13 protein-coding genes and 2 pseudogenes are annotated in these 17,323 nt (G+C 63.1%); 12 read left to right on the top strand and 3 right to left on the bottom strand.

Annotation, left to right across the window (positions count from 1 at the left end):
• Positions 1-62: 62 nt before the first annotated feature.
• Positions 63-1,166: a histidinol-phosphate transaminase gene (locus HGP13_RS29090; protein WP_281410982.1), complete on the bottom strand. Its 1,104-nt coding sequence runs from the start codon at positions 1,164-1,166 to the stop codon at positions 63-65.
• Between the two features lie 220 nt (positions 1,167-1,386).
• Here HGP13_RS29090 and HGP13_RS29085 point away from each other — a divergent pair, with 220 nt between their 5' ends.
• The 12 genes and pseudogenes from HGP13_RS29085 to HGP13_RS29035 all read left to right on the top strand — a co-directional run.
• Positions 1,387-2,160 (top strand): glucose 1-dehydrogenase, encoded by a 774-nt coding sequence (locus HGP13_RS29085; RefSeq protein WP_172232166.1) that lies wholly within the window; start codon positions 1,387-1,389, stop codon positions 2,158-2,160.
• Positions 2,161-2,243: 83 nt separating this feature from the next.
• Positions 2,244-3,566: a histidinol dehydrogenase gene (gene hisD, locus HGP13_RS29080; RefSeq protein ID WP_172232163.1), complete on the top strand. Its 1,323-nt coding sequence runs from the start codon at positions 2,244-2,246 to the stop codon at positions 3,564-3,566.
• Between the two features lie 15 nt (positions 3,567-3,581).
• Entirely contained in the window at positions 3,582-4,607 is a 1,026-nt protein-coding gene (locus HGP13_RS29075; RefSeq protein WP_172232160.1) for a zinc-binding dehydrogenase, read from the top strand.
• Positions 4,608-4,639: 32 nt separating this feature from the next.
• A complete protein-coding gene (gene hutC / locus HGP13_RS29070; protein WP_172232157.1) occupies positions 4,640-5,371 on the top strand; it encodes a histidine utilization repressor in 732 nt (243 codons plus the stop codon).
• Positions 5,372-5,631: 260 nt separating this feature from the next.
• The gene (locus tag HGP13_RS29065; protein WP_027033926.1) at positions 5,632-6,639 is read left to right on the top strand and encodes an ABC transporter substrate-binding protein; all 1,008 of its coding nucleotides are present in this window, start codon (positions 5,632-5,634) and stop codon (positions 6,637-6,639) included.
• A gap of 124 nt (positions 6,640-6,763) precedes the next feature.
• Positions 6,764-7,531: an ABC transporter permease gene (locus HGP13_RS29060; RefSeq protein ID WP_210266326.1), complete on the top strand. Its 768-nt coding sequence runs from the start codon at positions 6,764-6,766 to the stop codon at positions 7,529-7,531.
• 13 nt (positions 7,532-7,544) lie between these two features.
• Positions 7,545-8,327, top strand: coding sequence for an ABC transporter ATP-binding protein (locus HGP13_RS29055; RefSeq protein WP_172232151.1), 783 nt, complete (start codon positions 7,545-7,547; stop codon positions 8,325-8,327).
• A gap of 175 nt (positions 8,328-8,502) precedes the next feature.
• Positions 8,503-9,015, top strand: a complete 513-nt coding sequence (locus tag HGP13_RS38640) for an MFS transporter (protein ID WP_281410981.1) — start codon at positions 8,503-8,505, stop codon at positions 9,013-9,015.
• Positions 8,976-9,947 (top strand): MFS transporter, encoded by a 972-nt coding sequence (locus HGP13_RS29050; RefSeq protein WP_281410980.1) that lies wholly within the window; start codon positions 8,976-8,978, stop codon positions 9,945-9,947. Before HGP13_RS38640 ends, HGP13_RS29050 begins: the two co-directional genes overlap by 40 nt.
• Positions 9,948-10,249: 302 nt before the next feature.
• Positions 10,250-11,013, top strand: a protein-coding gene (locus HGP13_RS29045; protein WP_172220738.1) for an IS5 family transposase whose coding sequence is annotated in 2 segments (ribosomal slippage) — positions 10,250-10,589 and positions 10,589-11,013 — 765 coding nt in all. Because the reading frame shifts where the segments join, the coding sequence is not laid out codon by codon here.
• A gap of 103 nt (positions 11,014-11,116) precedes the next feature.
• Positions 11,117-12,440, top strand: a pseudogene (locus HGP13_RS29040) (IS701 family transposase).
• 375 nt (positions 12,441-12,815) lie between these two features.
• Positions 12,816-13,049: pseudogene (locus tag HGP13_RS29035) on the top strand (alpha/beta fold hydrolase); the annotation flags it as partial.
• 368 nt (positions 13,050-13,417) lie between these two features.
• On the opposite strand, the gene HGP13_RS29025 reads toward HGP13_RS29035, so the two are convergent.
• On the bottom strand, positions 13,418-15,310 hold the full coding sequence (locus HGP13_RS29025) for an ABC transporter ATP-binding protein (RefSeq protein WP_172232148.1): 1,893 nt from the start codon (positions 15,308-15,310) through the stop codon (positions 13,418-13,420).
• Positions 15,310-17,166: an ABC transporter ATP-binding protein gene (locus HGP13_RS29020; protein WP_172232146.1), complete on the bottom strand. Its 1,857-nt coding sequence runs from the start codon at positions 17,164-17,166 to the stop codon at positions 15,310-15,312. Before HGP13_RS29020 ends, HGP13_RS29025 begins: the two co-directional genes overlap by 1 nt.
• Positions 17,167-17,323: the final 157 nt, after the last annotated feature.

Genomic DNA, 17,323 nt, shown 5'->3' with positions numbered 1-17,323 from the left:
TTGGCAGACCCTCGGATATCGTGCCCGGTGTGCGCAAGGCAATTCTGTATGCTTTCGGGAAATCACAACAGTTGCATCAGCGCGGCCATGAAGTGGTCGTTCTCCGCTGGCGAGCCGATGCTGACGCGCACATAGCTGTCGAAGCCCTCCTGCTTCCAGGGTTTGACGATGACGCCTTCGCGCAGCAGGCGCTCGGCGAAGGCTGATGCATTAAGCCGGCAGTTGAAGAACAGGAAGTTGCCTCGTGAAGGGGCGACTTCGAGGCCCTTGCCTGCAAGGAAATTCCCGACACGGGTTCTCTCCGCCTTGGCCAGCGCGACGACCTTGGCGAGGTGTTCCTCATCGGCGAGCGCCGCCAATGCTGCGGCCTGCGCGACGCCATTGGCGTTGAACGGCGTGCGCACCCGGTCGAGCAGCGCGCGCAATTCCGGGTCGCCGACAATGCCGCAGCCGATGCGCAATCCCGCAAGCCCGAACGCCTTGGAAAATGTCCGCAGCACGATCCAGGACCGGTCGCGTTTGCCGAGGTCAGAGAGGGACGAGGCATAGTCGTCGCCCTCGGCATATTCGGCATAGGCTTCGTCGACGACAACAAGCGTCTCGTCGCTCACCGCATCCAGCACCCGCGACAGATCACTGCTCGACAGCCAACTGCCGACCGGGTTCATCGGATTCGAGAACAGCAGCATGCGGGGGGCTCCGCGTACCGCCTCGATCAGCGCGTCGACGTTGATGGTGAGATCGTCGTTGACGGCTACACCGATGACACTCGCTCCCATCAGCGTCGCGTAGTCCTCGTGCAGCGGGAACGACGGATAGAGGGTGACGACAGCATCGCCGGGCCGCAGCACGGCACGGCTGATGACGGAGAGAAGATCCTCCGAGCCATTGCCGAGGATGATTTGATCCTCGCCGACTTCGTATTTGGCGGCGATGGCCTGGCGCAGCTCGCGCCCGGCCGGATCCGGATAGAGCCGGAACATCTCGGCGGCAGCCTGCATCATCGAGGCGAGCGTCGGGCTCGGGCCAAGCGGGTTTTCATTCGAACCAAGCTTGGCGATCCTGACCGGAGCGTATCGCTGCATGACCTCGGCGATTGTGAGTCCGGAATTGTAGGGCGACAGGCGTGTGACTTCGGTTCGAACCATGTCTGAAGCTTTCGACACGAGCGGGCTCCTTTGCGGTTGGCCGAGCGACTTCCGTCTTCGGCCGGGTTCTCAAGCAATGGGTTCGCTGCATCGTCACCGGGGCAAGCCAGGTCACCGACGGGCGCTGGTGCGGCGAATCTTGTCAGGAGTAGCGTAGCCGATACGCTTTGTATATGCTTGTATATGTAACCTGACCTGCTAGTCTCGATATTGAACCGACACCGGCAAGGAGGATCACATGCGCAATGCTTCTCTGTTCGATCTCGGCGGCAGGAAGGCGCTCGTCACCGGCGCCAGCCGCGGCATAGGCCGCAGCATCGCCGAGGCGCTGAGCGCTGCCGGCGCCGACGTCGCGGTCACCGCGCGCAGCCTGGCCTCCCTCGAGGAGACGATAACGGCCATCGGTGCCGCCGGCGGGGTGGCGCATGCCGTTGCCCTCGACGTCACCGATGTCGATCGCTGCCGGACCGCCACCGCCGAGGCCGCCAGCCTGCTTGGCGGTCTCGATATCCTCGTCAACAATGCCGGGATGGAAGAGGTCCGACCTTCGCTCGACGTCGACGAGGCATTGTGGGACCGGATCGTCGACACCAATCTCAAAGGCGCGTTCTTCTGTGCCCAGGCCGCGGCGCAGCAGATGCGCGACGCCGGCCGGCCCGGCGCCATCATCAATCTCTGCTCGCTGACTTCAGAAGTCGGTATTCCCACCGCGGTACCCTATGGCTCGTCGAAGTCGGGCCTGCTTGGCATGACGCAGGCGCTGGCGGCGGAGTGGGCGGATCTCGGCATCAGGGTCAACGCCATCGCTCCGGGCTATTTCAGGACGGCGATGACGGATGTGTTCTACCGCAATGAGGTATGGCAGCAGTCGATGCTGGCCAAGATCCCGCAGCGCCGTTTCGGCGATCTCAGCGATCTGCACGGCGTTGCCGTGTTCCTTGCCTCGGATGCGGCAGCTTACATAACCGGCCAGTCCATTCCGGTGGATGGCGGTTTTCTCGCGTCGATCTGAGGCGGCTCGCCACCGGTTCGAAATCAAAGGTCTTCCGCACTGTGACCGGCCTGCACATTGCGTTGCAAAAGAGGGAAATATCCATGTCCGACATCAGCTTCCACGATCTGTCATCGCTTGATGCCACCCAGCGGGCCGGCCTGCTGAAACGCGCCGAGACCGATCTGTCGGTCTTCGTCGAAAAGGTCCGCCCGATCATCCAGGCCGTCAAGGACGAGGGCGACGCCGCTTTGATCCGCTTCGCCAGGGAGCTCGACAAGGCCAATGTGGCTGAGGGCGGACTGAAGGTCTCGGAAGCCGAGTTCGACGCGGCCTTCGACAAGGTCGAAAAGGATGTCGTGGAAAGCATCGGGTTCGGCATCGACAATATCCGGCGTTTCCATGAGGAGCAGAAGCCGGAAACCATGTGGCTCAAGGAAGTTCGGCCGGGTGCCTATGCCGGTGACCGGTACACGCCGATCGCTTCGGTCGCGCTTTACGTGCCGCGCGGCAAGGGCGCCTTTCCGTCGGTGACGATGATGACATCGGTTCCGGCTGTCATTGCCGGCGTGCCGCAGATCGCCATCGTGACGCCGCCGACAGCGGACGGTTCGGTGGATGCGGCGACCCTGGTCGCCGCGCGCCTTGCCGGCGTGCAGACGGTGTACAAATGTGGCGGTGCCCAAGCCGTCGCCGCCGTCGCCTACGGCACCGAGACGGTGAAGCCCGCGCTGAAAATCGTCGGCCCCGGCAGCCCTTGGGTGGTCGCGGCCAAGAGCGTGCTGTCGTCGATCATCAACACCGGTCTTCCGGCCGGTCCGTCGGAAGCCATCATCTTTGCCGATGACAGTGTCGACGGGGGCCTTGCCGCGCTCGACCTTTTGATCGAAGCCGAGCACGGGCCGGATTCCTCGGCCTATCTGGTGACGCACAGCCGCAAAGTCGCCGAGGCAGCACTTGCCGCACTCCCGCAACATTGGTCGCGGATGACCGAACAGCGCGTGGAATTCTCGCGAGCGGTGCTGACCGGCAAGCGCGGCGGCATCGTGCTGACTGCGTCGTTGCAAGACAGCTACCGCTTCATCAACGACTATGCACCCGAACATCTGGAAATCCTCTCGAAAGAGCCGTTCGCGCATCTCGGGCACATCACCGAGGCGGCCGAAATCCTCATGGGGCCGCACACGCCGGTGACGCTTGCCAACTTCGTCCTCGGTCCCAATGCGGTGCTGCCGACCAGCCGCTGGGCGCGGACCTATGGGCCGCTCTCGGTGATGGATTTCGTCAAGCGCTCGTCGGTCGGCTATGTCACCTCGGCCGCCTATCCGGAACTGGCGATGCATGCCCGCAGGCTCGCTCGCTACGAGGGCTTCAGCTCGCACGAAAACGCGGTCTCGGAGATCCGTGACCTCTACCTCGCCGGCTGAGCGGAGACGATCGCGATGAAGGCGGCACGGCTTTACGGACCCGGCGATCTGCGCGTCGAGGATATCGCTTCGCCAGGGGCGCCGGACGCGGGCTGGGTGAAGCTCAGGGTCGATGCCGCCGGCATTTGCGGCTCGGACTTGCACAATTTCCGCACCGGCCAATGGATAAGCCGGTCGCCCTCGACGGCCGGCCACGAGTTGACCGGCACGGTGGTCGCGCTCGGCGAGGGCGTCGATACCTTTGCCGTCGGCGACAGGGTGGTTGCCGATTCCCGCTTCTGGTGCGGGGAGTGTGCGCAATGCCGTGCCGGCAAGCGCCATCTCTGCGCTTCGCTGGGATTCGTCGGCGAAGTCTGCGACGGCGGCTTTGCCGAACAGGCGGTGTTGCCTGCGCGCTTGCTGCATGTCGTCGATCCGGCGCTTGACGAGCGGGTCGCGGCGATGGCGGAGCCGCTTGCCGTGGCGCTGCACGCGGTGCGGCGTCTGCCGAAGACGGCAGGCTCGGTGCTTGTCGTCGGCTGCGGGCCGATCGGCGGTCTTGCCGCGCTGCTGCTGTCGCGAAGCTTCGCCGGCACCGTGCTTGTCGCCGACCGCAACCAGGCGCGCTGCGCCCGTGTGGCGCGGGTGACCGGCGCAACGATTGTCGACCTCGACCGCGATGCCATAGCCGCCGCGACCGCCAACGCCCCGCTGCTGGCGGCAGTCGAGGCGACTGGCAGCATAGCGGCGTTCACTCAGTTGCTCGGCGTTCTCGATTCCGGCGGCGCGGTGGCGATGGTCGGCATCTTCCACGGCCGTCTCGACATCGACCCCAATCTCCTGGTCGAACGCGAGATCGCGTTGCTTGGATGCCATGCCTTCGCCGACGAACTGGCCGACGCGGTGCGGATGCTTGGTGAATTGAGCGAGCCGCTGCTTGCCCTGATCGATCGCGAGATCGGCCTCGACGAGATACCGGCCGCCTATGAGCGGCTGTTGGCGGGGGAGAGCGACGGCTTGAAGACAATCATCCGCATGCGGCAACCTGTTGAGCCGGCGTGATTTCCCGATAAATTGCCGGAAAGGATTTTGAAATGATCGATTTGCCCGATACGGCGAGCCCCCTTTACGAGAAGGTGAAGGACTACATCCTGGCCAACATCGGAACGGGCCGGTGGGGCAAGGATCGCAAGCTGCCCTCCGAGAACGAACTGGTGGTCTCGCTTGGTGTGTCGCGGATGACGGTTCACCGCGCTTTGCGGGAACTGACCGCAGCGGGATTCCTGATCCGGCTGCAAGGCGTCGGCACATTCATCGCGCCACCCCGGCCGCAGTCGACCCTGATCGAGATCAACAACATCGCGGCCGAGATCGTCGAGCGAGGCAACAGGCATCGCTCCGAAGTGCTCGTGCTTGAAACGATCACGCCGACGAAAGAGCTCGCCCTGTCGTTCGAGTTTCCAAAGCGCGTCTCGATCTATCACTCCGTCGTCGTCAATTTCGAGAACGATCTGCCAGTGCAACTGGAAGAGCGTTTCGTCAATCCAAGCCTGATACCCGATTACGACAAGCAGGATTTTTCGAAGACCGCGACCTACGACTACCTCATGCAGAAAACCCCGGTGACCGAGGTCGAGCATATCATCTCCGCGATCCCGGCCGACGCCGAGACGGCGCGGCAGCTGAATATCGATGTCGGCAGCTGCTGTCTGTTTCTGCACCGCCGGACCTGGACGGGCGCGGTCGTCGCCACGATCAGCAAGCTGACCTATGTCGGCAGCCGCTACTCGCTCGGCAGCCGGTATTCCCCCTCAAAGACCAACTGACGCCGACGAGCGAATGCGCGGCAGATGGCGGGAGGCTGATGGGTCGGATCGGCATGAAATTTGCGCTCGCCAACTTGTATATGCATGTATGTATTTTAGCCTTGACATCCGCTCCCGCTGACGCTGAAATATCTCTGCACTTCACCCATGAAGTGGTGGGCAAGACGCCGGGGCACAGTGCCGCGAGAGCAGAACCCCACAGTCTCACCAGACCGGATGCCTGGGTAAAAAGCGGTCTGATCATCAAGGGGAACTAGATGATGCGTAACCTAGCAGGACAATTTCGCGCGCTCATGATGGCCGCCGCCATCGGGCTCGCCGCCGCGCCAGCGGCCCACGCGGCCGACGCGGCCATTCCCACGACGCCCGAGGCAGGATCGTTCAAGATCGGCATCGAGCCCTGGCTTGGCTATGGCCAGTGGCATGTCGCCGACGCCAAGGGCTTGTTCAAGGCAAACGGCCTGTCGGACGTCCAGATCGTCAATTTCGCCGAGGACAAGGACATCAATGCAGCGCTGGCCAGCGGCCAGCTCGACGCCGCCAACATCGCCACCCACACGGCGATGGGCATGGTTGCCGCCGGCCTGCCGGTGAAGATCGTGCTGCTGCTCGATGTCTCGATGACGGCCGACGCCATTATCGCCGGCAAGGACGTCACCTCCATCAAGGACCTCAAGGGCAAGCAGGTCGCCTTCGAGGAAGGCACGACGAGCGACATCCTGCTCAAATACGCGCTCGCCAAGAACGGAATGTCGATCGATGATGTGAAAGCCGTTCCGATGCCGGCGTCCGACGCCGGCGGCGCGCTGATCGCGGGTCAGGTGCCGGTCGCGGTCACCTACGAACCATACCTCACCGTCGCCATGGCGCAGAACAAGGACGTCAAGCTGCTGTTCACCGCCGGCGAGGATCCCGGCCTGATCAGCGACGTGCTGGTGGTGCGTGACGAGGTGATCAAGTCGCGGCCCGGCCAGGTGCTGGCCATGATCAAGAGCTGGGATGCCGCACTGAAGGACTATAATGCCGACACACCCGGCGGCCGCGCCATCATCGCCAAGGCGGTCGGTTCCGACGTCAAGGATCTCAACACCGCTTTCGACGGCGTGCGCTACTACTCGCTCGCCGAAAACAAGACGGCGCTCACCGGCGATTTCACCACCAAGACCTTCGCCGATGTCGAAGCGGCCGCCAAGAACGCCAAGCTGCTGCAGGCCGATGTGACGCCGGAGCAGATGATCGACCCGTCCTTCGTGAAGGCGGCGGAATGACAACGGCCGGATCGCGGCGGTAACGCAGATGTCCGCAGAGCCCCCCGCGAAAACCGGCTTGGCGCGCCCCGCGCCAAGGGCGGCCACCAAGCAAGCCAGGCGCCGCCGATCCTCCGGGATCGGCGTGCCCATCGCCAGATCGCATTTCCTGATGATCGCGGTGGCTGTCTTTGTCGGGCTTGGCCTCGCCTGGTGGGCGGCGACCGGGCTCGAATGGGTGAAGCCGATCTTCCTGCCGTCGCCCGGCAGCGTCGCGACCCAGATCGCCAAGCTCGCGACGGACGGCACACTGTGGGTGGACCTCACAGCCTCGGCGTACCGCATTTCCATCGGCTTCCTCATCGCCTCGGCACTGTCGATCCCAATCGGCGTGCTGATCGGCAGTTTCCGCTCCTGGGAAGCGGCCATCGAGCCGCTGGTGGATTTCATCCGCTACATGCCGGTCGTCGCTTTCGTGCCGCTTTCCATCCTGTGGGCCGGCACCGGCGATACGCAGAAATTCCTGATCATCTTCATCGGTACCTTCTTCCAGCAGGTGCTGATGATCATGGACAATGTGAAACGGGTTCCCGCCGATTTCATCGGCCTTGGCCGTACGCTCGGCCTGCCGGACCGCAAGATCCTGACGCGCATCGTCGTGCCCAGCGCCTTGCCGGGAATCTGGGATACGCTGCGCATCAGCCTCGGCTGGGCATGGACCTGGCTGGTGCTGGCCGAGCTTGTCGCGGCGACGTCGGGGCTCGGCTATCGCATTACCGTGTCGCAGCGCTATTTCCAGACCAACACCATCATCGGCTACATCTTGCTCCTGGGCTTGCTCGGTCTCATCACCGATCAGGTCATGAAGGCCCTGGAAAAGGTGCTGTTCCGGCAGGATGGCCACTCGCAATGAGGAACCGGCGCCGATGACAGTTCCCAAATTGCGCATCGCCGGTCTCGACAAGAGCTTCGGCACCGGCGAGCGGCGCACGCAAGTGCTGCGCGACATCAACCTCGACCTTACCGACAACGAGTTCGTCTCTCTGGTCGGCACGTCGGGCTGCGGCAAGAGCACGCTGCTGTCGATCGTCGCCGGACTGCAGGACTTCGACGCCGGCGATCTCAGCATCGATGGCGCGCCGATCCTGCAGCCGGGTCTCGACCGTGGCGTCGTCTTCCAGTCCTACACGCTGCTGCCTTGGCTGACGGCGCGGCAGAACATCGAATTCGCCCTCAAGGCCGCCGGCTACGATCGCACAGCCTGCCGCGAGATTGCGCTCGAGCATCTCGACCTCGTCAAGCTGTCGGGCAGCGCCGACCGCTATCCGGCCGAACTGTCAGGCGGAATGAAGCAACGCGTTGCAATCGCGCGTGCGCTTTCCTATCGGCCCAAGATGCTGTTGATGGACGAGCCCTTCGGCGCGCTCGATGCCTTGACCCGGCACCAGATGCAGGAACTGCTGACCCAGATCTGGGAGGAGCACAGGCTGACCGTGCTCTTCGTCACGCATGACGTGGAAGAGGCTGTCTATCTGTCTGACCGCATCGTCGTCATGGGCATCGGCCCGGGACGCATCATGCAGACCTTCAATGTCGACATTGAGCGCCCACGCCGGGAAGAGGTGATGGAAACTCCGGCCTTCATGGATTTGCAGCGCGGCGTGCACAAGGCAATTCGCGAGGCATCAAGACGTCCCGAAATGGCGTAGCAGCCGGCGCTCAAGCTTTGTTGATCCCCAACGGGCAGAATTGACTATCACCGCGTTTTTTGTCGGACCATAAGATCGGACCATAAGACAGGCCGCGTGATCAGGTTCCGGCCAACTGATCGCTTATGATTGTTGCCTTGAACGCGGATGCGCCAGCATCGCCAGGACCACCTGCATGACGGAACTGGCCACGGCATTGGAACAGCCTCAATTTGCCACCGAGCGTGATCCGCGGCTGAGGCTGATCATCCCGATCATCGTCGCCATCGCCTTTCTGATGGAGCAGCTCGATTCCACCATCATCACGACCGCGATCCCGGCCATCGCGCAAAGCCTCGACACGACACCGGTCCGGCTCAACCTGGCGATCACCACCTATATTCTGACCCTTGCCGTGTTCATCCCCGTCAGCGGCTGGTTCGCCGACAGGTTCGGCGCGCGCAAAGTGTTCGCGCTGGCGTTGTTCACCTTCACCCTGGGCTCGGCGCTGTGCGGCATGGCCAACAGTTTCGGCATGCTGCTGGCGATGCGCGCCCTACAGGGGCTGGGCGGCGCCATGATGACGCCGGTCGGGCGGCTGATCCTGCTGCGCAGCTTACCGCGCAGCGGGCTGATCACCGCCATGACCTACATGACCTGCCGGCCATTATGGGGCCGGTCATCGGGCCGCTGCTCGGCGGCCTGCTGACCACCTATGCGTCGTGGCGGTGGATATTCTACGTCAACGTGCCGTTCGGCTGCATTGGCATTCTGGCGGCGCTGCGCTTTGTCGACGATTTCCACGAGGAAGCGGTGCAGCGCTTCGACTTCGCCGGATTCCTGATGGTGGGATGCGGCGTGGCGCTGCTGCAATTCGGCCTGGAAAACATCGGCCGGCCGATCATTCCCGTTTCCGCGACAGTGCTGGTTCTGGCCGCTTCCGTCCTGCTGCTGCTCGCCTTCGGGCGCTATGCGCGTCGCGTCGTGGCGCCGGCCGTCGACCTGACGCTGTTTCGATTTCGCTCCTTCTGGGTCGGCACGCTGGCCGGTGGCCTGTGCCGCGTCGGTCTCAACGGCGTGCCGTTCCTGATGCCGCTGATGCTGCAGGTCGGCTTCGGCATGAGCCCGGTCACCTCAGGCTCGCTGACATTCGTCGGCAGTTTCGGCGCCTTGCTCATGCGGCCGCTGCTGTCACCACTGCTGCGGCCCTTCGGCTTCAGTGTGGTGTTGATCGGCAGCGCGGTCGTCGGCTCCGCCGCCGTGGCCGGTTTCGCCCTGATGAATGCCGATACGCCGCATTGGATGATCGGCGTCTACGTCTTCCTGTTCGGCATCGTCCGCTCGGCGCAGTTCATGACCTCCAATACATTGTCCTATGCTGACCTACCGGCGGACAAGCTCAGCCGCGCCACCAGCCTCGGCGGCGTGCTGCAGCAGCTCAGCGTTTCGCTCGGCGTTTCAATCGCCGCGATGCTGCTGGGCCTGATCGCGGGGGAGACCCACGTGCTGACCCCGGAACGCTTTCACCAGGTGTTCCTGCTGACCGCGATCATCCCGCTGATCTCCATTCCCGGATTTTTGTACCTGCGCGGCGAAGACGGCGTGCAGGTCAGCGGCCACGTCAGGGGAATTCGCAAGTAGGCCATCTCGGGAGAGGCTCTGCCGGCGCTGAAACATGTCGCGGCCCGTCGGCGCGGACCCGCAACCCCGATGCAAGGAGGTTCCTCCGGACGGCACCGGGGCGCCGTCCCTCGCTCGCGCGTAAGATTGCGGATTAGTACATCGGACGCGGGTTTGTTGTGTCCGGTGGGACCGATTGGATAAGGTCCCAATGTTCAATGATCACATTTTCCTTCACGCGGAAGATTTCAGCTAGGGTCAGGACCTATTAATTTGTTGAATTGATTTCTGTTGGGTGATTCAAGGTGGCAGGAGGTGCCGCCTTGAGTGATTTGCTGATGTTGACCCCGGAGCAGATGCGCCGGATCGAGCCCTATTTTCCTTTGTCGCATGGTGTGCCGCGTGTAGATGACCGCCGGGTGCTGAGCGGCATCCTGTTCGTGATCCGCAATGGCCTTCGCTGGCGAGATGTCCCTTCTGACTACGGTCCGCACAAGACCATCTACAACCGCTTCATCCGCTGGAGTCGGCTGGGTGTGTTCAATCGCATCCTGGCGGAACTGGCCGCGCAGGGCGGCGAAACGGACAATCTGATGATCGATGCCACCCATCTCAAAGCGCATCGCACTGCCGCCAGCCTCCTTAAAAAGGGGCTCTATCCCGATGTATCGGACGCAGCCGAGGTGGACTGACCACCAAGCTGCAAGTGGTCTGTGACGGCAAGGGACGCCCGCGGCTGCTGCATCTGAGCGAAGGGCAGGCCAATGATCACAAGACTGCTGCGGCAGTGATCGAGGATTTGCCCGCCGCCAACGCCCTGCTGGCCGATCGGGCCTACAGTTCAGCGGCCTTCCGTCAGGCGCTCGTCGAGCGCGGTATCACGCCATGCATCCCGCCCCATGCCAAGCATCGTATTCAGCACAGCTACGATCCTGTCCTATACCGACAACGCCACAGGATCGAGAACATGTTCGCACGCCTCAAAGACTGGCGACGCATCCACACCAGGTACGACCGATGTGCTCACACTTTCCTGTCGGCGATCGCCTTCGCTGCAGCCTTCATCTTCTGGATCAATGAGTCCTGACCCTAGCACTACTTTGGCATTTTTTTGGTTCTGGGAGCGTTTGAGGATTCCCAAGAGCGGTTTTGCGTGATTCATGAGAGGTCGGCTGTTGGAGGGGCCGGCCATGAACAGGGATTGGCAAGTCGATCTGGAGCAGTGGCTTGAGCCGTTCGTCTCGGCGTTGAGGCACAAGACGCGTGCGCGGATGTGTCCGGCCTATATTGCTGGGCTGATTGGCCTTGGGGATCGCAAGAGCATCCAACCGATGGCGGCGCGCGACGCAGGCGTCAACTATGACCAGCTGCACCACTTCATCGCGAGCGGCGTGTGGGATGCTGGGCCGCTGGAGAAGGTGCTACTTGCGGAGGCCGACAGACAAGTTGGCGGGAACGATGCATGGCTGATCGTGGACGACACAGCGCTCCCCAAGAAGGGGCGCCACTCGGTCGGCGTCGCGCCGCAATATGCCTCGGCGCTTGGTAAGAACGCCAACTGCCAGACGCTGGTGTCGCTGACGCTGGCCTCTAGCGAAGTGCCGGTCATGGTGGGACTGCGGCTGTTTCTGCCCGAGAGCTGGACTTCCGATCCCGCCCGGCTCGACCGTGCCGGTGTGCCCGAGGACCATCGTGCCTACAGGACCAAGCCCGAAATCGCGCTGGCCGAGATCGACCGGGCTCGCGCAGCCGGCCTACGCTTTGGCTGCGTGCTCGCCGATGCCGGATATGGCTTGAGCGCCCCCCTTCCGGCAGGCGCTCACCGAGCGCGGCCTTACCTGGGCCGTCGGTATCCCGTTCAAGCAGAAGGTCTATCCCGCCGACGTGGCAATGATCTTTCCCGTTGCCGGACGCGGCCGTCCGCGCCAGCGGCATATCCCCGATGTGAAGTCGATGACCGCGAAGGCGATGCTGGAGACAGCCCCATGGCGCGCGGTCAGTTGGCGGCGTGGCACCAAAGGCCGCCTCTCGGCGCGCTTCGCCGCTGTCCGTGTCCGGGTTGCAGATGGCCCACCCCAGCGCATCCGCGACATGGGCGCTCAGCATCTGCCCGGCGAGGAGGTCTGGGTGATCGGCGAGCACCGCTCGACCGGCGAGCGCAAATACTACCTCTCCAACTTGCCCGCCGACACCCCGCTCAAGCAGATCGCAGGCGCCATCAAGGCGCGCTGGGTCTGCGAACAGGCGCATCAGCAGCTCAAGGAGGAACTTGGCCTCGACCACTTCGAAGGGCGCTCATGGACCGGCCTGCACCGGCACGCGCTGATGACGATGATCGCCTACGCCTTCCTGCAATCTCGCCGCCTCAAACAAGCGGGAGGGGGGGGGGAAAAAAAGAATCGTTGGCCCGCCGCCCCAACCGAGCCTACCCCCCGTCAGGCAAGCCATCCTCACCGCGCTAGCGCAGCCGCCCCCAATCCGTTGTCCCCACTGCCGCAGAGCCCTCTCCGCTAACAATCTGCCAAAGTAGTGCTAGCACCAGATCCTGTTGTGCTGATTATCCATACGGGACCTAGTACCATCGTCCGCGACCGTAGAAGCCGCCGCCGCCCACCAGAAAAACTATGAGAACGATGACCAGAATTGTGGTGATACTCATATGCGCCTCCTATGAGCGCGCCCGGCGGTTCTCGCCGTTCGTCGCTCTTGCCCTGTAGGGCATCAATTGTTCATGTCACTTGACTTCCACCAACGTTCCGCACGGCATTCTTGTTCCAATGGACCCAGCAGGCATGATAGTGCACGGAACCGCCGGCCTCGCATCGTCTTGATCAGAAGTGGAACCTCCAACTGCAGGCAAGGTTTAAGCTTGATGTTCGAAGGTTTCGACTGGAGACAATCCAGCTGCCCGAGGCTACGCTTCGGGTGAGGCACGGCGGCTCAGGACCACCGGTCCTGCCTCTGCATGGCCACCCACGTACACATGCCACCTGGCATCACGTTGCGCCGCTTCTCGCCGAAAGCCATACGGTTGTTTGTCCTGACCTTCGCGGTTTCGGGCAGTCTTCGATCCCCGAGGACACGCACGATCATGCAGGATCATCCAAGCGTGCAAAGGCAAGAGATTGGCAAAAATGATAGGATTGCCTGGCTCTTTTGCATCGGTGAATACCATGGCCATCCGTGTTGTCTCGGCGGCAACAACGAAGGGGCCAAGGTCCTCCTGAAAGCCTTCGACTTCCGCTTCGACGTCCTGCTGCTCATCGGACTTGGCGACTACGCTGCACATGTGCCTGACCGGCCGGCGTCAGCTATGTCGGTGACCGTCATCGCTCATCTCCCATGGAGGGGCGAAAGCGTGATCGACTCTTTCAATCGCTGGCGCCCGTTCATAGGCTGGCGACCATTACTTTGTACGCTTCCGACATTCGATTGGCGAGTCATTCCTCGCCCCGCGGCCGATACGCTGACCTTCGCTGGAGCTGGATCATTCACGTCGCTTTGCCGACCGCCGCGTCCATTCCCATCTCTTCCTGCGAAATGTCGTCGAAGGAGGCGTAGTTCATGTTGTAGAGGCGGGCGTAGAGGCCTTTCCTCTGCATCAGCTGTTCGTGGTTGCCGCTTTCGACGATCTCGCCATTCTGCAGCACGATGATGCGGTCGGCGCCGCGGATGGTGGCGAGCCGATGCGCGATGACCAGCCCGGTGCGACCCTCCAGCAGTTTGATCAGCGCCTTCTGGATCAGCATTTCGGTGTAGGAATCGATACTGGCCGTGGCCTCGTCGAGCACCAGGATCTTGGCATCGGCCACCAGCGCGCGCGCAAAACTGATCAGCTGGCGCTGGCCGAGCGAGAGGTTGCCGCCGCGCTGCTCAAGCTCGGTGTCGTAGCCATCGGGCAGTTGCTCGATGAAGTCGTGCGCGCCGACGGCCTGTGCTGCGCGGACGACCTCTTCACGACTGGCTGTTGTCTTGTGGTAGCGGATGTTCTCCAGCACCGTGCCGGAGAACAGGAACGACTCCTGCAGCACCATGGCCACCTGATCGCCGAGCGAATCCTGCGTCAGGTCACGCACATCATGGCCGCCGACCAGGACCTCACCTGACCATACATCGTAGAAGCGGTGCACCAGCGCCATCGAGCTCGACTTGCCAGATCCGGTCGGGCCGACAAGCGCGACCGTCTCGCCCGGGTTGACGTGGAAGGAGATGTTCTTCAGCACCGGCTGGTTCTGCCGGTAGCCGAAGGTGACGTTCTTGAACTCGACCGAACCGTCCATGTCACGCGACAGCGCCACGGCATTGTCCTTGTCGCTGACATCCACCGACACGTCGAGCACTTCGGAGATGCGCTGGCCCGACGCCATGGCGCGCTGCATGACACTGTACTGCATGGTGAGCGAGCGGATCGGGTCGAAGAAGCGCTGGATGTAGAACAGGAACGCCACCATGACGCCGACATTGAGGCTGTGCGACAGCACCATCGAACCACCAACGACGATGACGGTCGCCATGGCAATGCCGGTCAGCGTGTCGACGATCGGCACCATCACCTGCGCGTATCTCGCCGAGCGCAGATGGGCGTTGAGATTGGCCAGCACCTTCTCGTCATAGAGGTCGAAATTGACGTGCTGGCGCTCGAGGCTCTGCACCGTGCGCACGCCGTGGATGCCTTCGGCCAGCGCGCCATTGGCGATCGAGTTGGTCTCGTGTGCGGCCATGAAGGCGACCTTGGCGCGCGGCAGCCAGAACAGGCGAACGATGAACAGCACCGGCATGGTCGACAGCGTCAAAAGCCCAAGCCGGAAATCGAGCCACAGCAAGACGGTGACGATGCCGAACAGAAGCACGATGTCGCCCACCGACATCACCGAGGTCTCAAGGAATTCCTGCATCGAATTGACGTCGCCCTGCAGGCGCGACATCAGCCGGCCGACCTCGGTCTTGTCCATGAAGCTGAGCGAGACGCGTTGCAGATGGCTGAACATGGCGCGGCGCAGGTCGGACAGCACGTTCTCGGCCACCTTGCCGACGACGCTTTCCTGCACATGGCTTGCGGCGTAGTTGATGAGGATAATCACCGCGAAGATGCCGGTCGCCCAGATCATCACCGAACGGTCGAGCTTGCCCGGCGCCATGCCGTGGTCGATGGCGTAGCGGATGACCAGCGGGATCGCGAGCTGGGTCAGCGTGAACACCAGCACCGCCGCGACCGAGATGAAGATCCGGCCCTGATAGGGGCTGACAAAGCTCCAGATGCGCCTGACAATGCGCGGATCATAGGCCTTGCCGAAAACCTCTTCCTCGTCGCGATGCGAACCGACGACCGCCTTGGTCGGCCGCCCGCTCTTGTCATCCTTCTCGTCATCGTCCTGCGTCGACATCATGCGGCTCCTTCGAGCCGGTCGTCGTCCGGCCGCAGCTGCAGGTCGTAAAGCGCGCGATAGCGACCGCCGAGCGCCAGCAACTCCTCATGCGTGCCGCGCTCGACGATGCGGCCGCCTTCGACGAACAGGATCTGGTCGGCATGCATCAGCGAACTCAGCCGGTGCGAGATGATCAGCGTCACGCGATCCCTGGCGAAGCGCTTCATCGCCGCGCGGATCCGCTGCTCGGTACCGGCGTCGATGGCGGCAGTGGAATCGTCGAAGACCAGAACCGATGGCCGCAGCATCAGGCTGCGCGCAATGGTCAGGCGCTGGCGCTGGCCGCCGGAGAGCGATGCGCCACGTTCGCCGACGACCGTGGTGTAGCCGGCTGGAAGCCCGATAATGTAGTTGTGCAGCTGGGCATACTCGGCGGCCTGACCGATGCGGGTCTCGCGCGCCCAGGGGTTGCCATAGGCGATGTTGTTCTCGATCGAGGTGGTGAACAGGAACGCGTCCTGCTGCACGACGCCGACCACCTTGCGCAGCGATTGCAGGGTGACCTTGCGGATGTCCTGGCCATCGATGGTGATCGCGCCCGAGGTGACATCGTAGAAGCGCGGGATCAGGTGCGCGATGGTCGACTTGCCGCTTCCCGGCGGGCCGACAATGCCGATCGTTTTGCCGGGCCTCGCCTCGAAGGAGATGCCGGACAGCGTCGGACGGTCGCCGGCGCCCTCATAGCGAAAGCCGACATTGTCGAAGCGCAGCACGCCCTCGGTGATGACGAGATCCCTGGCATCAGGCGCATCCTTGATGTCGAGTTCGGTGTCGAGCAGTTCGAATAGCCGCGTGCCGCAGGTCGAGGCGCGCGCGAACGAGTTGACCATCAGGCCGAGCTGGCGCACCGGCATCTGCAGGATGGTCATGAAGGTGAGGAACTGCGCCAGCGTGCCGACGCTGATCTGGCCCGCTATCACCTTCTGGCCGCCGAACCACAGCACCAGGCCCATGGCTGCCAGGAAGGAAAAGTTCATGGCGCTGGTGTTGGAGACGCGAATGTCGACGCGCTGATTGGCAAGCTCCAGCGCCGAAAGCTTGGCGCGGTCGAATTTTGCCAGCTCATGGCGCTGCGCCGCGAAGGCGCGCACGACGCGGATGCCGCCGAGATTCTCGTCCATCACCCGGCTCAGCACCGACAGCCGCTCCTGCAGCGTCAGCCAGGTGCTGCGCAATCTGAGCTGGGTCACCGAGGAGCGCCAGGCGACGAATGGCACAAAGCTCAGGCTGAGCAGACCGAGCACGAGATCGGTGCTGATCAGGAGATAGGCGCCGACGCCAATCAGCACGCCGAGCAGCACCACGCGCAGGATGCCGGTGGAAAAGAACATGCGCACGCCGTCGAGATCGAGCAGTCCGAGCGTGATCAGGTCGCCGGTATGGACCTTGTCGTGGTAGGCGAAGCTCAGCCGCTGGATCTTCTCGTAGAAAGCCAGGCGCAGCTCATAGCCGGTCCGGTGGCCGACGGCCTCGCCATAGTAGTTCTGCGCCATGGCGAAGAGACCGCGCAGGATGCTGACGACAAGCAGCGTCAGCGCCGTGTTCCACAGCGCCTGCTCCGCGGCCGTCCCGGCGCCAGCGGCCATCACGCCTTGCGCCTGGTCGATGGCGCGTCCCAGCAGGCGTGGGATGAAAAGCTGTAGTGTCGCGGCGATGAAGGTCGAGACCAGGGTGATGGCAACTTGCCAGGGATGGCGAAGCGTCATGCGCACGATGCGAAGCAAGGTGCTAAGGCCCTTGCCCCAGGAGGCTTCCGCCACATGGGCAAATGATTTGCCGCGCTTCGCCGCGCCGCTGGTTGCATCCATTGCCAAGGAAAATATCCAGTCCAATCCGGACATTAGCCCGGACGAATGAAACAGACTCAGTTCTGATGGCGCGATGTTACGCGTGTCCGACTTGACCCTTCAAGGGCCAATGGCGGTATCGCACTGTGCCTGACAGGCGGTGCCGGCGTTCGCGGCCTTGCCG

Source organism: Mesorhizobium sp. NZP2077 (assembly GCF_013170805.1).
GTDB lineage: Bacteria > Pseudomonadota > Alphaproteobacteria > Rhizobiales > Rhizobiaceae > Mesorhizobium.
The sequence above is the reverse complement of the archived record's forward strand: the minus strand, read 5'-3'. Positions and strand labels throughout refer to the sequence as shown.

Excerpts from the sequence above, each read along its gene's own strand:
- hutC (WP_172232157.1), top strand. The coding sequence starts at position 4,640 with ATGATCGATTTGCCCGATACGGCGAGCCCCCTTTACGAGAAGGTGAAG.
- HGP13_RS29050 (WP_281410980.1), top strand. The coding sequence starts at position 8,976 with ATGGGGCCGGTCATCGGGCCGCTGCTCGGCGGCCTGCTGACCACCTAT.
- HGP13_RS29085 (WP_172232166.1), top strand. The coding sequence starts at position 1,387 with ATGCGCAATGCTTCTCTGTTCGATCTCGGCGGCAGGAAGGCGCTCGTC.
- HGP13_RS29075 (WP_172232160.1), top strand. The coding sequence starts at position 3,582 with ATGAAGGCGGCACGGCTTTACGGACCCGGCGATCTGCGCGTCGAGGAT.
- HGP13_RS29065 (WP_027033926.1), top strand. The coding sequence starts at position 5,632 with ATGCGTAACCTAGCAGGACAATTTCGCGCGCTCATGATGGCCGCCGCC.
- HGP13_RS38640 (WP_281410981.1), top strand. The coding sequence starts at position 8,503 with ATGACGGAACTGGCCACGGCATTGGAACAGCCTCAATTTGCCACCGAG.
- HGP13_RS29025 (WP_172232148.1), bottom strand. The coding sequence starts at position 15,310 with ATGTCGACGCAGGACGATGACGAGAAGGATGACAAGAGCGGGCGGCCG.
- hisD (WP_172232163.1), top strand. The coding sequence starts at position 2,244 with ATGTCCGACATCAGCTTCCACGATCTGTCATCGCTTGATGCCACCCAG.
- HGP13_RS29055 (WP_172232151.1), top strand. The coding sequence starts at position 7,545 with ATGACAGTTCCCAAATTGCGCATCGCCGGTCTCGACAAGAGCTTCGGC.